The following is an 18532-nucleotide window of genomic DNA, read 5'->3' as shown; positions in this document are numbered from 1 at the left end:
GTGCCGGGAAAACGTCGGCGGCTGCGTTTCGCTCCCTTGCAGATAGCGCTGATCCGGCCTCGGCGCCAGCTGAAAAGGGTGATGATCAGATCGCTTTCGCCGAAATCGGTTCGGCTGATTATGAAGGCACTGTCTTTGACGCGGGGCATGATCTTGTGAAAATAAAGGTCAAAAGAAAAATTTCAGAAAAAGAGTGGCAGTGCCCATGTAAATAAGAATCCCGATAATGTCGTTACTGGTTGTCACGAAAGGGCCCGAAGCGATCGCCGGATCAATGGCCATTTTATGAAAAAAGGACGGCGCGAAGGCGCCCATGGTCGCCGCGACCGTCATGGAGGCGGACATGGCGACGGCGACCACCAGGCCGATCATCGGGTCGTGATGCCAGACCAGGGCGACGATGCCGACCAGCAGGCCGCAGACCAGACCCATCAGAATGCCGATGCGGGCTTCCCTCCAGATAACCCGGCTGATGGTTTCCATCGTGACTCGGCCGGTGGCCAGGCCCCGGACGATAATCAGGGATGACTGGGTGCCGACATTGCCGCCCATGCCGGTGATGACCGGAATAAAGGTCACCAGGCTCAGGGAGGCCTCCAGAGTCAACTTAAAAAGCCACATGAAATAGCCGGTGATGATGCCTCCCAGCAGGGTGATTAAGAGCCAGGGCAGACGGATGCGGGAGATCTTCCAGATGTTGTCGGCGTAGACAATCTCCATGGAGTCGGTACCGGCCATGCGGAAAATATCTTCGGTCGCTTCCTGGCGGATGACGTCGATGATATCGTCAACCGTGATGATCCCGACCAGGTTGCCGTTTTCATCGACCACCGGAATCGCCAGAATGTTGTAGCGTTCAACCAGCTGGGCGACCAGTTCCTGATCGGTGTGAATGTCGACTTTAACGACATTCGTGTTCATGATTTCTTTCAGCTGCCGGTCCGGCTGAGTCAGAATCAGCTTGCGCAGAGAGACGATTCCGGTCAGCCGGCCCAGGGGATCGGTGACGTAGATGTAGAAAACGGTTTCCGCTTCCTCACCCCTTCTTCTGATGATTTCAATGGCTTCGGTCGCGGTGGTCGCTTCCCTCAGGGCGAAGAACTCGGTGGTCATGATGCGCCCGGCGCTGTCTTCGGGATAGCTCAGCAGGGTTTCGACATCCTGGGATTCAATGGCACCGAGCTGGTCAAGAATCTGCCGGGCGAACTCTTCCGGCAGCTTGGAGATGATCTCGGCCCGGTCGTCATCCGACATCTCTTTGAAAACCCGGCCCAGTCGTTCCTTTGACAGCACCTGCATCAGGGGCATCGCGAGTTGAATGTCGAGCTCGCTTAAGGTTTCGGCCGCCTTGGCGGGATCATTGATCTGACGGAAAAGGGCCAGCCGGGTATCGGCGTCGAGTTCCCGCATGGCCAGGGAAATATCGGCCGGGTAGAGTTTTTCGATGACCTTCTGAATATTATGCCAGGCTTCACGCTGGATAAGCCGCCGGATGGTGTCGGCCATCAGGCTCTGGCGATTGGGTGCTTTATGCATGAGTACCAACTTTTTTTAGAATCCGAGACTTCAGATTCCGTCTCTTCTAACAGATAAATCTGAGGTTGACAAGTTATAGTCGGGTGGCGGTAGTCAGAGCTGGTGGAAGGGCTTTTTTACGGAATGGCCTTGACCGCGATCTTAAGCAGTTCGAGGAGTTTGTCAACCCTGATAGTGTCGGCAATTTTTCGGTAATCCCGGGGGGTTATGGGCCGATCTGCGAAATACGGCACTTCCCCCAGAACCGTAACCGGATCAAATTCCTGTAACTGGGAAAGAAAGCCCTTCTCGGCGATTCCCGGGCTTGGGTTCAGGTGATTGATGATGAGCCCGGCGGGGTTGATGCCTTCCCGGCGCAGGCGCTCGAGGGTGAGCAGGGTGTGGTTGATGGCGCCGAGGGAGCTTCTGCAGACCACCAGCACCGGCAGGTTGAGCGCTTTGATCAGATCAAGGACCAGGTAATCGGGGCAAAGCGGAGCCAGCAGGCCGCCGGCGCCCTCAACCAGGGTGAAACACGTGGGTTCAAGGCGTTTTCTGACCCAGTCGCTGAGTTCCTGACCGGAAAGTTTCCGCCCCTCGCGGCGGGCCGCCAGCAGGGGCGAGAGCGCTTCCCTGAAGGTGAAAGGCGCGATTTCCGTAAGTGCCTGCGGCAGCTCACCGGCCTTTTTGACGATCGCGGCATCGGAGCGTTCTTCGAGATAAAGCCGGTCCGGAATACCGCTTTCCACCGGTTTCAGGTAGCTGAAGGAGATCTCTTTCTGTCGCAGGGCACAGGCCAGGGCGGCGGAAACCATGGTTTTGCCGACACCGGTATCGGTGCCGGTGATGAAGAGGCCGTTTTGCAAGTTGTTTTCCCGTTTCAGAGCCGGCCGGATTCTTTCCGGAGCCAGAGACCAGGATGGCCGCGCTTCAAATCAGGCATTGACGATTTCCAGTTCCGGAAAAAAATAGCTGATTTCCGTGCAGGCGGTTTCCGGAGCATCTGAACCGTGGACCGCGTTCTTTTCAATATCCGTGGCGAACCGTTTGCGCAGGGTGCCTTCGGCGGCCTCGGCCGGATTCGTGGCCCCCATCAGCTCGCGGTTTTTGCTGATGGCGTGTTCGCCGCTCAGAACCATGACCACGGCCGGACCCGAAGACATGAAGTCGGTCAGGCTGTCGAAAAAGGGACGTTTCTGATGCACGGCATAAAAACCCTGGGCCTCGCGTTTGCTCATATGAATCATTTTCAGGGCCGCGATTTTTAAACCGTTGGCGGCGAAGCTGTCGATAATCTGGCCGATTACCCCTTTGGCAACGGCATCGGGTTTAATAATTGATAAAGTTCTTTCGATCATGCTGTACATCCTTTTTGATTTTTGTTAGGGTTGGCAATTTTGATTTGCTGGAAGGTGATAAATCAGATTCAATGGCGACCGTGGTCAAGCCGGGGCTGCTTTACGTTATCATCAGCGGTTTGTCAATCTTTTTGTCGGATAAATTCATGTTTAAATTTTCTCTTGAAGCCGTTCTCAAACAGCGCCGTTTCCGGGAACAAGAGGCGGCTCGCGGTTTGGCCGAGGTCACCAGAAAGATTCAGCTTGAGCATGAAAAGCTTAAGCTTTTGTCGGCGCGGCAGCAAGCCGTGCGGCAGGCGAATCTGCTTGCCGGTGAAAACGGTTTGCCGGCCCCCGAGGTGGAGTTGGCTCGTTTCTCCGAGGTCGGATTGATGCGTGAGCTGGATTTGCTGCGCCAGACCCTGTGTGAGCTGGAAAAGAACAAGCTGTTGCGGGCGCAATCATTGCGGGCCAGAATCAAGGAACGCCGGGTTTTGGAGCGGGTCAGGGAACGGCATCTGGAGGAGTATCGACGGGAACAGGTCCGAAAAGAGCTGCACGAGCTGAATGAGATAGCGGTGCTTCGAAGTCGGGCGCCCGAAAAATAGGGGTTTGCGGTTTTGTCCGGGGACCGCTGTCCGGCGCCGGACAGCGTTGCTTCGCACCGTTTTCAGCGGAAATAAATTTCCCTTTTACTTGACATGCGCGGGGTACTGGTTTAATTTGCAGCGCCTTTCGTGGCGGTTTTTTATATCTTTACCGGCCTTGGGCCGCAGCAGGAGTCTGATATGTTACAAGCATCCGATGGCGATAAGCGTCATGGCCTGATAATTATCAATACGGGGCATGGCAAGGGAAAGACCACTGCCGCTTTGGGGACCGTGTTTCGTGCTCTGGGGCAGGGTTTCAAAGTGGCCATGGTTCAATTCATTAAAGGCGGTTGGCGTTATGGTGAGCTCAATGCCGCCGAGAAATTTGACAATTTCACCCTGGAACCGATGGGTCAGGGCTTTCTCAAACTGGGCGAGGGCGAGCCGGCCGCTGAAGATTGTGCCCTGGCCGAAAAAACCTGGGCCCATTGCGAGCAAAAAATTTTAAGCGGAGAATATGATCTGGTGGTTTGCGATGAGGTTAATTACGCCCTGAGTTACGGGATTCTGCCGGTTAACCGGGTGCTTGAGACCTTGGCCCGCAAGCCGCCCCGGGTGCATGTCATGCTGACCGGTCGGGATGCTCCCGAGGCTTTGATCGAGGCGGCGGATCTGGTTACGGAAATGCGTGAGATCAAACATCCTTACCGCAAAGGCATCAAGGCGCAACGGGGAATTGAGTTCTGATGGGGTCGGTGGCCGGATATCTGGGCTATGTCAATTATCGCGAACCCTGGCTCGGCAAGGCGCTTGATTATCTGCTCGGCGCCGCCCGGCAGGGTGCCGAGCGCCTGGAGATAACCATGCCGGAAGGTTCGACCGCGGCCGGCCTGGTTCATGACGGCCGCTCCCGGCTTTCCCGCTATGCCTCGCTTTTCTGGGGCACCCCGTTGCAGGTTGAAGTGCTGACCCGAGCGGTTGCCGGACCTGAACTAACCCTTTTCCCGGTGGCTAATTCAAAACTCTGGAACCAGATAGTTTTTTTCCTGCCCCTGGATGGTACGGTTTGTCAGGACCTGTTGGCCAGGGGGGTTGCGGCTCTGGTGATCGGTAAAAAGGAATACCGGCAGTTGCAGCAAGACTATGATCATACCGCCGGCCGCGAGGTTCAGGCCGCTCGACTGCGGGAGCTGGGGGCTGAATTTTTTGTTGCCGCCGATCTGCCGGAGATGATCGACCGGGTGGTGCCTCGGGCCCGGCAGCGGCTTGGCATCGTCCATCTGGTTTCTTTGTGCCGGGAAGAGCGTGAACTGCTGGCGCTTGACTATGCCTGTCTGCGAATCAAGGATTTTGGTTCTCCTGTTCATGAAGGCCCCCTGCAGCTGCGTTCTTTGCTCGGGCGGCTGCATGCGGTTTTCCCCGGCCAGTTTTGTGTCGGCCTGTCCCTGGTGCATTTGCTTGCTTCCTGAAGGAAAAACGACGATGTTTTCAGATGGTTATATTTTGTCTTACCTCTCGCCGTCCGCTTGGTGCGGTAACGGGCGAGGTCTCGCCGCCGGCGCGGCTGCGGTCAGCTGATGGCGGTTTTTTTTCGCGTCTGCCGGTCGGTGTTGTGGGTTTTCTTGCTGCTGTCGTTGCCTTTCGTGGCGGCGGCGCGAACGGTTACCGATGAGAGCGGGACTCAGGTTGAGCTTCCGGACGAGGCCCGGCGTCTGCTGCCCTTGACCCCGGGGCTGGCGGAAATCCTGTTCGCGCTTGGACTGGATGAGCGGATTGTCGGGGTGACCGAGTTCGTCAGTCATCCGCCGGCCGCGCGGGAAAAACCGAAGATCGGCAGTTTTTATAATCCCAGTCTGGAAAAGATTCTCGCATTGGCGCCGGATTTGGTTCTGGCCGGCAGCGAACATCAGGATGACAAGGTCTGTGCCGCCCTGGAGAAATTTTCGATTCCGGTTTATCGCAGTCACCCGGTTGATCTCAACAGCATCTACCGCTCGATCAGTAATCTGGGCGAAATTACCGGAACCCTGCCTCGGGCTCAGGAAATCATTCTGCAAATGAAAAGAAAGGTCGCCGAGGTTGAACGGCGGGTTGCCGGTCGGCCGCGCAAGCGGGTTTTTTATCAGGTCGGGGTTGATCCAATTGTCACGGTCAATCACACGACCTTTGCCGCCGACCTGATACATCGAGCCGGCGGCATTCTGGTGACCGCCGCAAACCCGGTGCGTTATCCGGTGTACGCGTTTGAAAAGGTGATTGTCGACGCTCCCGAAGTCATCATTATTTCTTCGATGTCGCCCAATACCAATTATCAGCGCTTTCGCCAGAGCTGGCTGCGCTGGAGTACGATTCCCGCCGTGCGCAACGGGGCGATTTATGTCATTGATTCAGACATGGTGGATCGCCCCTCACCCCGCATTGTCGACGGTCTTGTCCGCCTGGCCGGGTTTATCCATCCCTGATCGTTTTTCAGGTCGGTGGTCTGAATCTCTACGAGGACCGGCTCTTGCCCGGTAACCCTGATTTTTTACGAGCGTCTTATGATTGATGAAAAAAAAGCCAATGAAGAACAAGGGATCACGGATCGCAGTTATCTGGTCTGTGAAAAATATGGGGATCTTCTGGAGGTTCGGGAAGGACTTGCCTGTAAACACCTCAAAGAGACCTGTAAATATCGTCTCACCTGTCCGATCTATCTGATTGGAGAGAATGAAAAATAACGGAAATCTATATGTCAGCTAAGCTGTTGATGTTGCAGGGAACCGGCTCAAGCGTCGGGAAAAGCGCCTTGGTTGCCGGTCTCTGTCGTCTTTATCGGCAACGTGGTTTCAGGGTCGCGCCTTTTAAAGCCCAGAATATGGCCCTGAATTCATTCATTACCCCGCAGGGAGGTGAAATCGGGCGAGCCCAGGCGGTTCAGGCCGAGGCCTGCGGTCTTGAGCCTCATGTCGATATGAACCCGGTTCTGATCAAGCCCAACAGCGATGTCGGGGCCCAGGTTATTATTCACGGCCGGGTGGTGGGCAATATGTCGGCGGCGGTGTACCATGCTTATAAGGAAACGGCCTGGCAGGCGGTGGCCGCGAGTCTCGCCCGGCTGCGCCGGGAGTATGAACTGGTGATTATCGAGGGCGCCGGCAGCCCGGCGGAAATCAATCTGCGCGACCAGGATATTGTCAACATGGGCCTGGCCCTGCGGGTCAACGCCCCCGTTCTGTTGATCGGCGATATCGACAAGGGAGGAGTTTTCGCCGCCCTGCTCGGAACCCTGGCCTTACTCGAACCGGCGGAACGGGATCTGATCAAGGCATTTATTGTCAATAAATTTCGTGGTGACGCCGCGCTGCTCACTCCCGGTCTGGAGATGATCACGGCTCGTTGCGGAACGCCTTTTGCCGGAGTCGTGCCCTGGTTCGGCTCGGATATCTACTTGCCCGAAGAGGATGGGGTCGCTCTTGAGCAAAAAAACCAGGCCGGCCCGCAAAAGTCCGATTGTCAGCACCGCCTGGCGATTGCCGTGATCCGTCTGCCCCACATCTCCAATTTTACGGATTTTGACCCGCTTCGGCATGAAGCCGGAGTTTTCCTTCGCTATCTGGAACCGCATGAATCCCTCGTTGGTTTTCATCTGGTGATTCTTCCCGGCAGCAAGAATACGATTGCCGACCTGCAGGCTCTCACCCAGGTTGATTTTTCTCGGCGTCTGCGGGCCTTCGCCGCCGCGGGCGGGGCCGTGGTCGGCATCTGCGGCGGTTATCAGATGCTTGGGCGCAGCTTGCGTGATCCTCAGATGGTGGAATCGGGTTGCGGTGAAGTCGAGGGTTTCGGCCTGCTGCCGATCGTCACCGAGATGTTTCCGGAAAAGGTGACGGTGCAATGTCGCGCCCGGGTTTGTTCCGCCTTTCTCGGTGACGGTTTGGAAGTCAGCGGTTATGAAATTCATCAGGGACGGACGGAGGCGGTGGCGGAGGCTGAAACTTTGCTTGCGGTCAGCGAGAAAGGCGGGCGCCGTTATAGTGACGGCCATGTCGCGGCCCAAGGTCTGATCTGGGGTAGTTACATGCATGGCATCTTTGATGATGACGCTTTTCGCGGCGCTTATCTGGCATGGTTGCAAAGTCATTTCCTCCCGGCGGAGAATGGTTGTTCGGGGGCTTCGCCGGCGGCAATCTCTTATCGGCAACGCAAGGAACAAGGGCTTGATGCGCTGGCCGAGCATCTGCAGCAGTCCCTTGATCTGCGAATGATCGATGGGTTCGCGGGTTTTTGAAGATGTCCTTCAATCAGCGCCGCCTGCCGGCCCTGTTTTACTGTCTGCTGCTTTTACTGCTGCTTTGTCTGATGGTGGTAATTGCCGCCGTGGTCGGGGCGGCCTGTTTGCCGCTTGCGAGCGTCGGGCAGGTGGTTGCCGACCTGTTCAGCTTTTCCTCCGCCGCCGGTCTTGACGCCGGGGATGCCGCCGCCCGGCTGATCATCATGGAAGTCCGCCTGCCGCGAATCATGACCTCGATGCTGGTCGGCGCCGGGCTGGGCGTGGCCGGAGTCGTTTTTCAGGGTTTGTTGCTTAATCCGCTGGCCGATCCTTTCACCATCGGAGTTTCCGCCGGCGCGGCGTTCGGGGCTACGCTGGCGATCATGCTTTCTTCATTTCTGCCTTCACTGGCCTTTGTCCTGGGGCCGTTTATGGTGCCCTGGTTCGCCTTTACCGGCGCCTTGTTTTCCCTGGTGCTGGTCTATTACATTGCCCGCAACCGGGGGCGGGTCATGCCGGAGAGCATGATTCTGGCGGGGGTTATTGTCGCTTCTTTTTTGTCCGCCTTGATCAGCTTCATGAAAAGCATCGCCGGAGAAAAACTGGCTTCCGTGGTTTTCTGGATTATGGGTGGTTTTTCCGGAGCTCTCTGGTCCCAGGTCTGGCTGCTGCTGCCCTATGTTTTTCTCTGTCTGCTGATTCTGCAGGCCCACGCCGGAGCCCTGAATATTATGGCCATGGGCGATACCACGGCGCTGCAGCTTGGGGTTGAGGTCTTTCGTGTTCGGCGCCGCCTGCTGCTGGTGGCTTCCTTGTTGACGGCGGCGGTCGTGTCGGTCAGCGGCGTGATCGGGTTTGTCGGGTTGGTGGTTCCGCATATCAATCGCCTGCTGCTCGGTCCCGATCATCGCCGCCTGCTGCCGGCCTCGGCCCTGGCCGGGGGATTGGTGCTGGTGGCGGCCGATACTCTGGCCCGGACCGTGGCCGGAGCCACGGAAATTCCGGTCGGGGTCGTGACCGCGCTTCTCGGCGCGCCTTTTTTCTGCATTATCTTTAAGAAGAAATTTCATGATGAGTGATGATTTGCGGAATTCGGCTGCGGAGGACCGCCCGCGCCTGCCGCCCAACACCTGGCAGCCTCTGCTTGAGGTCAGCGGCCTGAGCTGCGGCTATGGCGAGCAGAGGGTGCTTGAGAATCTCAATTTCAGTCTCTGGCCCGGTTTTTTCTGTGGCATCCTGGGGCCTAACGGTTGCGGTAAATCAACCCTGATCAATACCATCTGCCGGGTCAATGAACCCTTGGCCGGCTCCCTGCGGTTTTCCGGGCAAGATTTAAGCCGGATCTCGCGCCGGGATTTGGCCGCGAAAATCGCGGTGGTGCCGCAGGAAACTCATGTCTCCTTTCCCTTTAAGGTCCGTGAAATTGTGGCCATGGGTCGCAATCCTCATCTTTCCGGGCTTTTTGGCAGCGGTTACGATCTTGACCATGAAAAGGTGGACGAAGCCCTGAAGATTACCGGCATCAGTCATCTGGGCGAGCGGCCGATCAATCGTTTAAGCGGGGGTGAGCGTCAGCTGGTGCTGCTGGCCCGGGCCCTGGCGCAGGACCCACAGCTGTTGCTGCTGGATGAACCGACCTCTAATCTCGATATCAGCCATGCGGTCGGTATCCTGCGTCTGGTCGCCGCTCGAGTCAGAGAATATAAAATGGCGGCCCTGGCAGTTTTTCATGATCTTAATCTGGCCTGTGTTTTCGCGGATTATCTTTTTCTGGTCAAAGATGGGAGGATTCGTTATCAGGGGGAGACACGAGAGGTTATTACCGAGGAGATTCTGGCGGAGTTGTACGAACTGCCGTTGCAGGTCTACAGTCCGCCGGGATGCGGACGTCCTCAGGTGATGGTACTGGGTTGAGGCTTTATTCCTCGCCGTTCATTTGCCGTCAGGTACGGGCGCGGATAAAACCCGTTTAGCTCTCGCGGAAGCATTCCCGCCGCAGCCTTCAGTGGGGCCAGGGATTTTCCGGTAAATCCCGGCTGCCGCCGGCAAGAAAGCCGGCCGCCATTTTTCGGCCGGGACTTTCGTTGCTGGTTGTGTCAGGCGTGGTCTGCCACCACAGGGTCGCGACCTCGGCGGCCTTGAGATGTTTGGCCGGGGTCGCCGGCAGATAGGTTTCCGGATCTTTGTCGGTCTTGCGCACGAGGCCGGCGGCAAGGAGCTGTTTTAAAACTCCGGTCGTCGCCGCCGAGGAAGCGCCGGTAGCGGCGCTCAGGTCATCAAGGTCGGGCTCGCGGCGCCGGTTGAAACCGTCATAGATTGCATTGAGCAGGTCAAAGGTCAAAGCCAAGCTGGTTCCCGGTTCCAGCCGGGCGCCGCTGATCTGGTCGCGGCGGAAATGCTGAGTTGTGAAGGCGATCTCGGCTCCGATGAAAAACACCAGCCAGGCCGAGTGCAGCCAGAGCAGAAAAAGCGGGACGGTGGCGAAGGAACCGTAAATGGTGTTGTACTTGGCAACTCCGATCTGCATAAAAATAAAAAACTTTTGCAACAGCACCAGCCCCAGGGCTCCGGCCAGTCCGCCGATCCAGGCGGCCCCGGCCCGGACCTTGGTGTTGGGCAGGAAAAGGTAGAAGATTACAAACGTCGCGGTCAGCAGTAACAACGGCGCCAGTTTAAAAAAGCAAGCCTGCATCCAGGCGAGCGGAAAAAAGATTTCGAGGCGTTGGCTGATGGCCGGGGTGTTGAGCATGGTGGTGGCCCCGATTCCGAGATTGACGGCCAGGGGACAGATGATCAAGAGCGCCATGTAATTGATGACCTTACGCCCGGCGCTGCGGCTTTTTTCGACCTTCCAGATGGCGTTCATGGCTTCTTCGATGCCGTTGATGACGATCAGGACGGTAATCAGTAAAAGAAAAGTGCCGATTGCCCCCAGGGCCGCGAAATTGGTGCGGTCGACATAGTCGAAAACCTTGTTCACGGCATCGTTGAGATGGGCGCTGAAATCTTTAGCCTTTTCCGCAGGGGGGGCTAAGGGGTCGGTCTGCGGTTTTGTGGCGGGGTCGTCAGGGGAACTCCTTGGCTCGGTTTGAACCGGGGCGGCGGGCGGGTTTTTAAAAGGGATAACCTCGCTTTTCTGCATTTCTCCGGAAAGATTGTCGATCAGGCGGTAGGCGGCTTCGCGCATCTGGTCGCCGGCGCCCATGCCTTTCAGAACGGCGGTGCTTAAAGCCAGCATCGGGACCAGGGAAAGGACGACCGAATAGGTCAGGGCGGCGGCCCGCAGATTGATCCGGTCGCGTTGATACTCGCGTAACAGGATCGACAGAAAACGGACGGCGTGAAAACAGAATCCGGTGGCTTTGGGAGAAGCATCGCGGCGGTTTAAGCCGAAGCGGCTTTTGGTTCGGGAAAGATTCATTTTTCGCCCTTTTGCCAAGATGTTTTTTAAGCTTGGACAGCCATTATCAACATATCGCATGAGCTGTATTTCTTCAACCTAAAATCAAAATAAGTGGGGATATGCATCATCGCTATGACATAATTGTGGTCGGCGCCGGTCATGCCGGTTGCGAAGCGGCCCTGGCGGCGGCGCGGATGGGTTTGCAGGTCCTGGTGTTCTGTCTCAATCTTGACACCGTCGCCCAGATGTCCTGTAATCCGGCCATCGGCGGCCTGGCCAAAGGTCATCTGGTCAAGGAAATTGACGCCCTGGGTGGAGCCATGGCCAGGATTACCGATCACTGCGGGATTCAGTTCCGGACCTTGAATACCTCCCGGGGGCCGGCGGTGCAGGGCACCAGGGTTCAGTGTGATAAACTGCTTTATCATCGGGCTATGAAACATGAGCTTGAGAAACAACCCGGAATCGAATTGCGTCAGGCAATGATCGAGCGGCTGTTGGTGCGATCCGGGCGGGTGATCGGGGTGCGGGATGAAACCGGTTTTGAGCATTTCGCCGCCGCCGTCATCGTGACCACCGGAACCTTTCTGAACGGACTTATTCATATCGGCCGCTTTCGTCAGGAAGCCGGTCGTACCGGGGAATTCGCGGCCCGGGCCCTGGCCCTTGATCTGCAGGCGGCGGGATTTAAAATGGGCCGGATGAAAACCGGGACTCCGCCGCGCATGCTTCGCCGTTCCATAGATTTCAGCCGTCTCGAACGTCAGGACGGCAATCCTGAGCCCCAGCCTTTTTCCGTATTGAGCCCTGCCGTCCGGCAACCCCAGTTACCCTGTCACCTGACCCGGACTACGGCCCAAACCCATGCTCTGATGCGTCGTCATCTTGATCAGTCACCGCTTTATAACGGTACGATTCAAGGGGTCAGCGCGCGTTATTGTCCTTCGCTTGAGGATAAGATCGTCAAGTTTCCGCATCATGAGAGCCACCAGGTCACCATTGAGCCGGAGGGCTATGAGACCGAGGAGGTCTACGTTAAGGGGCTTGGCAATTGTCTGCCGGTGGCGATTCAGCAGGAGCTTTTTCATACCGTACCCGGGCTTGAAGACGCGGTCGTCATGCGTCCGGCTTATGCGATTGAATATGATTTTATTGACCCGACCCAGCTTGGCCCCACGCTGGAAAGCAAAAAAATTGCCGGACTCTATCTGGCGGGTCAGATCAACGGCACCTCCGGTTACGAGGAAGCGGCGGCGCAGGGCCTGATCGCGGGAATTAACGCGGCTTGCGGGGTTAAACGGCTTGAACCTCTGCTCCTGGATCGTGGTGAATCTTATGCCGCGGTCATGATTGATGATCTGATCACGCGCGGAACCCGGGAACCTTATCGGATGTTTACCTCGAGAGCTGAATATCGTCTGCTTCTGCGGGAGGATAACGCCGATCTGAGGCTGACCGAGAAAGCTTTTTCTTTGGGTCTGGTCAGCGCAAAACAGATGGAGATGACCCGGGAAAAGAAGGCCTTGACCGAATTCGGGAAACAGAGTCTGGGCGCGATTCGCATTCGGCCCCAAGAGGCGGTCGCCGCTTTGGGGGCGTTGGGAATGGAACCCCTGAAACAGGCGCTTCCGGCCCTGGAATTATTGAAACGGCCGCAGGTAGACTGGTCCACCCTGGCCTCCTGCTCGCGGGAAGTGGCGGAGCTGGGCCTGCGTCTGGGAGAGGCGCCCCGGCGACAGACCGAGATTCAGATCAAGTATGACGGTTATATTCGGCGCCAGCAGCAGGCCGTGGAAAAATTCAGGCACCTGGAAAAGATTCGGATTCCGGATGATTTTGATTATCAGGGGATTCCAGGGCTGACTATCGAAATGGTTCATACCCTGGAGGCGATTCGCCCGTTATCCCTGGGGCAGGCTTCGCGGCTGCCGGGAGTCACCCCGGCAGCCATTTCAGTGCTGATGATTTATCTGAAGAAAAGAGGTGGGGGCGCAGCGACCTTTTCCGCTTAATGATCGCCGCCATGTTGAATGATAACCCAGCTTTCGCCGCAGTTCAGGTTGTATTCGTGAGGCCAGAGCTGCAGGCTGAGATACTGGTTGTAGCCGCTTTCCGCATCATCGAAAAGATGAAGCCAGCCGCCGCCGCCTTGACCCAGGGCAACCACCAACTCATCGCTGGGGTCATTGTCGAGATTGCCCAGGGCCGGGCGGGTCTCCCCTGAGAGTTCATTGTATTCCTGCCACCACGGGATCTCCAGCCAGGTTTTGTTGGTCAGGGTGCCGTTCTCGTCCAGGGCCTGGATTTCAAGCGCACCGTTGGCACCATGGCCTAGTCCGATGACTATCTCATGGTTGCCGTCGCCATCGAGATCGCCGATCGCCGGCCGCGTCTCGCCGTTCAGCTGGTTGTAATCAGCCCAGCCGACCTTACCCCAACTCAGATGCGCGCCGTAGCTCGAGAGAATCTCAAAATTTCCGCCGGGGATTTCCGGGTCATCCTCAACTGTGGCCAGACCGATGACCACATCATCCCGGCCGTCGCCATCAAAATCGCCGCCGCTGCTCGGCCGGACTTCGCCGTGGGCCAGGTTATATTCAGACCAGGTCGAAGCCATCCAGGAATGATGGACCAGCTGATTTTCTGAAACCTTGAAAACCTCGATGATACCCATGCCGCCTCGGCCCAGACCGATCAAAATTTCATCCCGACCGTCGCCGTCGATATCGCCGCAGGCGGGCCAGGTTTCACCATTACCCTCGTTATAGGCGTCCCAGTCAACCTGTCCCCAGAAAAGATGTTGATAGTTGTCGTCCAGGACTTGAAAGTATCCGGCCGGAGCGAGCTCATCGCCGGCGATGGCACCCATGCCGACAATAATCTCGTCTTTGCCGTCGCCGTCGATATCGCCCCGGGCGAGCCTTGATTCACCTCTGGCCTGATTATAATGGGGCCAGTCCAGACGGCTCCAGTGATCGTGAAAATAATCATCGGTTAAAGTCTTGATCCAGCCTCCCTCGCTCGGCCAGGGCCCGGTTCCGGCAACAATACGGCCGCCGGCCAATCCGCCTTCGGAACCTCGGGTGGTCGCCGGCTCGCTTTCCTGGCCGAAATATTCTTCCAGGACTAGTGGGTCATAGGTAAAGGTCATGGCGGTGGAGGCGGTGGAGCCGGACGTCGAAGTTTTGACGAACAGGGCCTCTTTGACGACCTCGTTGGAATAGTCACTGAAGTTGCCGTCGCCGTCATAGGCCTTGACGGCGAAATACCAGTTTAATTTAGTGCTGAGACTATTGATGGTGTGACTGGTGTTGGAGCCCACGTCAATGGGGTCGAGATATTTGCCGCTGGCATTGCCGTAGTAGAGCAGATAGCCGCCGGTCTCGGGAAGGTCCGGACTGGCGTCCCATTCCAGAGAGACGTCGCTTTTGGCCGGAGAGCCCATGGTCTGGATGTTCTTGTCGACCTTTACCGTGGCGCCGCTGCTGGCCCCGGCCGTGGCCGAGAGGTAGTCGAGCTGGCTTTCAGCCGGGCTTGAGAACTCCGTTGCCAGCGCCGGAAGCGCCGTCAAAAACAGGACTCCGATAATTACGGCCAGTCGGAGGTCCGATGCTCTCGCTTTTGTTGTTAATGGTCCGGTGCTATTCATGGCGATTACCTTTGTAATTATTCAGTCCGGCGCTTACAGGCCGCGATGTTTCCGGGTAAATCAGAATATTCGCCAAGGTCGCATCGCCGGATAGCATTTTAAACAGCGTTCTGGTTTTTCTCCCCCTTTTTCAGGTTGCTGATAATCGGATCCAGGGAGGGGATAAAGCCCAAGATCGGCAGATTAAGATAGCGGGCCGCCTGACGGCCCGATTTAAATGAGGGGTCCAGAAATTCGCGAAACCCGATCATTAGGAGCACCACCAAAAGGGGAAATACGGCAATCATCAGCGCTGGTCGACAGCGCTCTCTTCGCCACCAGGCGAGATGATCGTGTTTTTCCAGGTTGGTTTTATCGAGTTGTATCGTCTCCGGTAAAGCAAAATCCGATCGGTTTTTCAGCTCTTCAGGTTGACGGTGATAGCCGGCTCGCATTCGACTCAGCAGTCGGTTCATGTAATAATCGACCAGCTGCTTACCTAACTCCGCATCCGGACCAAAATAAGTCAGTTGCAGATGATTGTTCTGATCCAAGGTGAGAGACAGCGCTGCGAGGGTTGCAAGCATGGTCTCCTTGTCCTTGAAATTGTATTTTGCCAGCCCGGGATTGGTCTCGGCGTATCGGCACCAGCTTACCATGGCCAGGCGGTCGGTGAAAAAATGATCCGGGCTGTTTGCCAGGCTTCTCAGTGAAATCGTGTCCACCGGACTGGTGGTGACCGCTACCGGATAGTCCGGGTTGCTGTTCAGTGAACGGGTCAGGGTGAAACGATCCGCCGTCATGGCGGTGATAAGCAAATAGGCTGCCAGAGGAAGAAGGGCCAGCCCAAGCCAGGGTCGGTGTTGAGTCAGGGCGTAGAGAAAACGGCGTAAATTAAAAAGCATGAGCTTTCCCTCGAGTTATTCCAGCGGTTTTTAGATTACAAGTTTGTGCTTCAGGTGGCCAACGGGTTACGGTATTGGTTGATGACCAGGCCCAGAATTCGGGCCTTGGAAACTTCAAGCATAGTTTGTGCTTTCTTAACCATCTGGCGTGGAGTCCGGTTGACGAGCACCGTCAGCGCCAGGCCGTCGGACTCCGCCGCCAAGGCGATGGGATCGACCATGTGACGATTGGCGGACAGGATTGCGGCGCTGTCGACGATCGTCAGACTGTAATGATGGCGCAGCCGGCGGATGACCTCGACGGCGTTCTGGGTCGTGTCCGGGTTTTCCTGGTAGCGTGGGGCCGGCAGTATTTCCAGGTTGGGGTACGGAGTCTGGCGGATTTGCTGGTGCAGGCGATCGTCGGCCAGGGATACTTCAAGGTCGAAACGGTTCTCCAGAGCAAAAAAGGTATGCAGGGACGGCGCGTGCCAGTTGCCGTCGATCAGTAAAACCTTGCCACCCGAGTTCCGGGCGGCGACGATTCCAAGGCCGGCGGCAAAAGTGCTTTTTCCTTCTTTTACCGTGGCGCTGGAAATCACGATCACGGGATGGCCGACACCTTTGACGGCGGTTTGCAGCGAAGCTAAGATACGACCGGTTTCAGCCAGAATTCCGGCGATTCCGGCTTTGTCGTAGGGGCTGGTCTGAGTTGGCAAGGTAAACTCCTTTCCTTGACTGGTAAGGGCTTGATTTCAATTGAAATTGTAATTTAAAAAGGAGCCGCTGTCAAATGGATTGTCGGCAAGCCAAGGGCTTTAATTGCCGATGGTCAGGCCGCCATGAGTGATCGTCAAGCGGCCGGAGATGGTCAGTTGCTGCGCGTTTGCCGGAATGGTCAGAATGGGCCAGTAGCCTCCGGCGGCGGAGCTTGGAATGATGACATTGACAGAACTGTTTGGCATTGCGCCGTTACTCCAGTTGGCGGCTGTCCCCCACGCGGTGCTGCTGTTGCCGAGCCAGGTGGCGGTGTCGTCCGATGGGTTCAAGGTCTCAAGATGCAGTCGCCCCCAGCCGGTTTCAAGATCGTAACCACTGCTTGCGATGTCAAGAGCCTGGTTGGTGAGCGCGCTTTTCAGCTGCGCGGGGCTGAAATTCGGGTTGGCGGCAAGTATCAGGGCGGCGGCACCGCTCACATGGGGGGTCGCGGCTGAGCTGCCGTTGAAACTCTGGAGGCCGTAACTTGCCGTGGTGATATTCGTGTAAGCCGCGATTTCCGGTTTGTTGAAACCTCCGGCAGCGCTGCCGCCGGGGCCGTTGGTCGGGCCTTCGGCACTGTATTCCGGCCTGACGTAGGTGCTGACATCGATGGCGCTGACGGTTACGGCCCGAGCGCAGTCCGCCAGATTGGGCAGGCTGCGCCGGCTTAAGACCTTATCGAGACGTGGAGCGTTGGGAATGAAAATCTCGAAATTGACGGGGGTGGAGGTCGCTTGGAACTGGTAAATAATGAAACCGTAGGCCGTGGGAGACCCGGAGGTTGTAAAGGTGACGGCTTCGGTCGGGGTCTGGCCGTAGGTCCCATTCTGCCACCCGACACTGTTGGCGATATGCTCCCAGTCACTGCCGCTCCAGCGATAGACATAAAGGTCATAATCCTGATCGACATTTTCCCAGTCGGACCAGCGCGCGTAGATTGTATAGGTCAGGCCCGAATTTATTTCGTAGGCTTCGCCGGTTCCGGGGCCAAAATAATTGATTTCCTGTTCCGAACTGAAATTATGTATAGAATTTTCATTCGGGTCCGAGAACAGCCCGCCCCAGTGTCTCTGCCGGTCATTGCCGCCGGCGGTCACCCAGAGGATGCCGGCGTTGTAGGCGTTATTGACTAGCTCCGCCAGAATGCCGCTGCCGTCTCCCGGGGTTAGGTTGTACCAGCCCAGAGAGGTGGAAATGATATCGACCCGGCAGCTGTCCCGTAACCAGGTTACGGCTTCCTGAAGATCAATGTCGGTGTAGATTTTGGCCAGGTAGATGGTGGCTGCGGGGGCGATATCGTGCACCACCTCGGCGCAGGCGGTGCCGTGTGGAGAACCGCTGTCGATCTGAACGGAGCTCTCCCCATCGCAGAAGTTGTTAGCGATCACACTGTCTGGCAGCTCGCTGCCGAGCAGGGCCTGATAGCCTTTGAAACCGACGTCGATGATTCCCACCTTGACCCCCTGACCTTCAATGCCGGCGCTATGCCAGCTGTCGGCATTGATGTCATCGAGGGCTTCGGACTGATAGTTTCCGGCACAGGGAATGGCGGGGTTTGGGGTTTTGATGAAAGAAACTGCGGCGGTTTCCGCCAGCTGATTCAGGGCCGACAGGGGGATCAGGGCCTGAATGGTGGTCTGGTCCGGCGTGCAGCCGGTAAACGAGCCGCCCAACTCCTCAAGTCGTGCTTTAATGGCTTTAAAATGGAGAGCAGGCCCGACTATCTGAACCCCGATGGTTTCCGTCGGAAAACCTTGCCAATTGTTCGAACGGACCCTTGGGTTCTGGTTTGCGTCGATTTCCGTCAGCAGGGCCTTTTCAAGTTTGAGATTGAGGCGGCTGTCAAGCTTGGGGTTATGAAACTGCCATTCTGATTTGGGTTCGCCGGAAAACCGGCGGCGCAGGTTCTTGCTGACCTGGGTGAGGCCGCTGACCTCGGGGGGTTGAAACCTGCCGGCGGATTCCGGCGGGAGACAGAAAGAGGTAAGCCACAGGACGACGACAATGATGGCCGATCTGGTCATTGCTTCACTTTTACTGAAAAAAATCTGTGTGCGGTCGGTTGGCCGGTTAGCGGTTGCAAAAGGTCGAGTTGTGGTCAGTGCCTTTCAGGTTATTTTCTGGTTTTTTCAACATTTTTGACGACAACAAAAACTAGAAAAGG

The 18532-nt window shown here is 56.8% G+C and carries 18 protein-coding genes; 9 read left to right on the top strand and 9 right to left on the bottom strand.

What is annotated here, in order from left to right:
- The 4 genes from ENN66_06385 to ENN66_06370 all read right to left on the bottom strand — a co-directional run.
- Positions 1 to 149: DNA repair protein RecO (locus ENN66_06385; GenBank protein HDS16229.1), on the bottom strand; the 149-nt coding region annotated here is incomplete at its 3' end.
- A 19-nt stretch (positions 150 to 168) separates the two neighbouring features.
- Complete coding sequence (gene mgtE, locus ENN66_06380) at positions 169 to 1536, bottom strand: magnesium transporter (GenBank protein ID HDS16228.1); 1368 nt, start codon at positions 1534 to 1536, stop codon at positions 169 to 171.
- 116 nt (positions 1537 to 1652) lie between these two features.
- On the bottom strand, positions 1653 to 2381 hold the full coding sequence (gene bioD, locus ENN66_06375; GenBank protein ID HDS16227.1) for a dethiobiotin synthase: 729 nt from the start codon (positions 2379 to 2381) through the stop codon (positions 1653 to 1655).
- Positions 2382 to 2450: 69 nt separating this feature from the next.
- The gene (locus ENN66_06370) at positions 2451 to 2873 is read right to left on the bottom strand and encodes a nucleoside-diphosphate kinase (protein ID HDS16226.1); all 423 of its coding nucleotides are present in this window, start codon (positions 2871 to 2873) and stop codon (positions 2451 to 2453) included.
- Between the two features lie 44 nt (positions 2874 to 2917).
- Here ENN66_06370 and ENN66_06365 point away from each other — a divergent pair, with 44 nt between their 5' ends.
- The 8 genes from ENN66_06365 (at position 2918) to ENN66_06330 (ending at position 9608) form a co-directional block, all read left to right on the top strand.
- Positions 2918 to 3460 carry a hypothetical protein gene (locus ENN66_06365; GenBank protein HDS16225.1) on the top strand — a complete coding sequence of 181 codons (543 nt, stop codon included), beginning with the start codon at positions 2918 to 2920 and terminating at the stop codon, positions 3458 to 3460.
- Positions 3461 to 3640: 180 nt separating this feature from the next.
- Positions 3641 to 4189 (top strand): cob(I)yrinic acid a,c-diamide adenosyltransferase, encoded by a 549-nt coding sequence (gene cobO / locus ENN66_06360; protein ID HDS16224.1) that lies wholly within the window; start codon positions 3641 to 3643, stop codon positions 4187 to 4189.
- Positions 4189 to 4911: a hypothetical protein gene (locus ENN66_06355; protein ID HDS16223.1), complete on the top strand. Its 723-nt coding sequence runs from the start codon at positions 4189 to 4191 to the stop codon at positions 4909 to 4911. Before cobO ends, ENN66_06355 begins: the two co-directional genes overlap by 1 nt.
- A gap of 108 nt (positions 4912 to 5019) precedes the next feature.
- Complete coding sequence (locus ENN66_06350; GenBank protein ID HDS16222.1) at positions 5020 to 5904, top strand: cobalamin-binding protein; 885 nt, start codon at positions 5020 to 5022, stop codon at positions 5902 to 5904.
- Positions 5905 to 5982: 78 nt separating this feature from the next.
- Positions 5983 to 6162 (top strand): hypothetical protein, encoded by a 180-nt coding sequence (locus ENN66_06345; protein HDS16221.1) that lies wholly within the window; start codon positions 5983 to 5985, stop codon positions 6160 to 6162.
- Positions 6163 to 6173: 11 nt separating this feature from the next.
- Positions 6174 to 7712: a cobyric acid synthase gene (locus ENN66_06340; protein ID HDS16220.1), complete on the top strand. Its 1539-nt coding sequence runs from the start codon at positions 6174 to 6176 to the stop codon at positions 7710 to 7712.
- A gap of 2 nt (positions 7713 to 7714) precedes the next feature.
- The gene (locus ENN66_06335; GenBank protein ID HDS16219.1) at positions 7715 to 8773 is read left to right on the top strand and encodes an iron ABC transporter permease; all 1059 of its coding nucleotides are present in this window, start codon (positions 7715 to 7717) and stop codon (positions 8771 to 8773) included.
- Entirely contained in the window at positions 8763 to 9608 is an 846-nt protein-coding gene (locus ENN66_06330) for an ABC transporter ATP-binding protein (protein HDS16218.1), read from the top strand. Before ENN66_06335 ends, ENN66_06330 begins: the two co-directional genes overlap by 11 nt.
- 88 nt (positions 9609 to 9696) lie before the next feature.
- Here the strand turns inward: ENN66_06330 and ENN66_06325 are convergent, their stop codons facing one another.
- Positions 9697 to 11175, bottom strand: coding sequence for a YihY/virulence factor BrkB family protein (locus ENN66_06325; protein ID HDS16217.1), 1479 nt, complete (start codon positions 11173 to 11175; stop codon positions 9697 to 9699).
- Between the two features lie 41 nt (positions 11176 to 11216).
- Here ENN66_06325 and mnmG point away from each other — a divergent pair, with 41 nt between their 5' ends.
- Entirely contained in the window at positions 11217 to 13109 is a 1893-nt protein-coding gene (gene mnmG / locus ENN66_06320; GenBank protein HDS16216.1) for a tRNA uridine-5-carboxymethylaminomethyl(34) synthesis enzyme MnmG, read from the top strand.
- Here the strand turns inward: mnmG and ENN66_06315 are convergent.
- From ENN66_06315 to ENN66_06300, 4 genes are all read right to left on the bottom strand, one after another.
- Positions 13106 to 14668, bottom strand: a complete 1563-nt coding sequence (locus ENN66_06315; GenBank protein HDS16215.1) for a VCBS repeat-containing protein — start codon at positions 14666 to 14668, stop codon at positions 13106 to 13108. The two genes, mnmG and ENN66_06315, sit on opposite strands and share 4 nt — an antisense overlap.
- Positions 14669 to 14844: 176 nt before the next feature.
- Complete coding sequence (locus ENN66_06310) at positions 14845 to 15630, bottom strand: hypothetical protein (protein HDS16214.1); 786 nt, start codon at positions 15628 to 15630, stop codon at positions 14845 to 14847.
- 50 nt (positions 15631 to 15680) lie between these two features.
- Positions 15681 to 16328 (bottom strand): tyrosine-protein kinase family protein, encoded by a 648-nt coding sequence (locus ENN66_06305; GenBank protein ID HDS16213.1) that lies wholly within the window; start codon positions 16326 to 16328, stop codon positions 15681 to 15683.
- A 99-nt stretch (positions 16329 to 16427) separates the two neighbouring features.
- Positions 16428 to 18392 carry a hypothetical protein gene (locus tag ENN66_06300; protein ID HDS16212.1) on the bottom strand — a complete coding sequence of 655 codons (1965 nt, stop codon included), beginning with the start codon at positions 18390 to 18392 and terminating at the stop codon, positions 16428 to 16430.
- Positions 18393 to 18532 lie beyond the last annotated feature (140 nt).

Source organism: Pseudomonadota bacterium (genome assembly GCA_011049115.1).
Taxonomy (GTDB): Bacteria; Desulfobacterota; Anaeroferrophillalia; order Anaeroferrophillales; family Tharpellaceae; genus DSCM01.
Note: the sequence above shows the minus strand (reverse complement) of the source record. Positions and strands in the feature narration are given on the sequence as shown.

Bases quoted from the DNA above. Each gene is read 5' to 3' on its own strand.
- mnmG (HDS16216.1), top strand. From the start codon at position 11,217: ATGCATCATCGCTATGACATAATTGTGGTCGGCGCCGGTCATGCCGGT.
- cobO (HDS16224.1), top strand. From the start codon at position 3,641: ATGTTACAAGCATCCGATGGCGATAAGCGTCATGGCCTGATAATTATC.
- ENN66_06350 (HDS16222.1), top strand. From the start codon at position 5,020: ATGGCGGTTTTTTTTCGCGTCTGCCGGTCGGTGTTGTGGGTTTTCTTG.
- ENN66_06370 (HDS16226.1), bottom strand. From the start codon at position 2,873: ATGATCGAAAGAACTTTATCAATTATTAAACCCGATGCCGTTGCCAAA.
- ENN66_06345 (HDS16221.1), top strand. From the start codon at position 5,983: ATGATTGATGAAAAAAAAGCCAATGAAGAACAAGGGATCACGGATCGC.
- ENN66_06310 (HDS16214.1), bottom strand. From the start codon at position 15,630: ATGCTTTTTAATTTACGCCGTTTTCTCTACGCCCTGACTCAACACCGA.
- ENN66_06330 (HDS16218.1), top strand. From the start codon at position 8,763: ATGATGAGTGATGATTTGCGGAATTCGGCTGCGGAGGACCGCCCGCGC.
- ENN66_06335 (HDS16219.1), top strand. From the start codon at position 7,715: ATGTCCTTCAATCAGCGCCGCCTGCCGGCCCTGTTTTACTGTCTGCTG.
- ENN66_06300 (HDS16212.1), bottom strand. From the start codon at position 18,392: ATGACCAGATCGGCCATCATTGTCGTCGTCCTGTGGCTTACCTCTTTC.
- ENN66_06355 (HDS16223.1), top strand. From the start codon at position 4,189: ATGGGGTCGGTGGCCGGATATCTGGGCTATGTCAATTATCGCGAACCC.
- mgtE (HDS16228.1), bottom strand. From the start codon at position 1,536: ATGCATAAAGCACCCAATCGCCAGAGCCTGATGGCCGACACCATCCGG.
- ENN66_06325 (HDS16217.1), bottom strand. From the start codon at position 11,175: ATGCGATATGTTGATAATGGCTGTCCAAGCTTAAAAAACATCTTGGCA.
- ENN66_06340 (HDS16220.1), top strand. From the start codon at position 6,174: ATGTCAGCTAAGCTGTTGATGTTGCAGGGAACCGGCTCAAGCGTCGGG.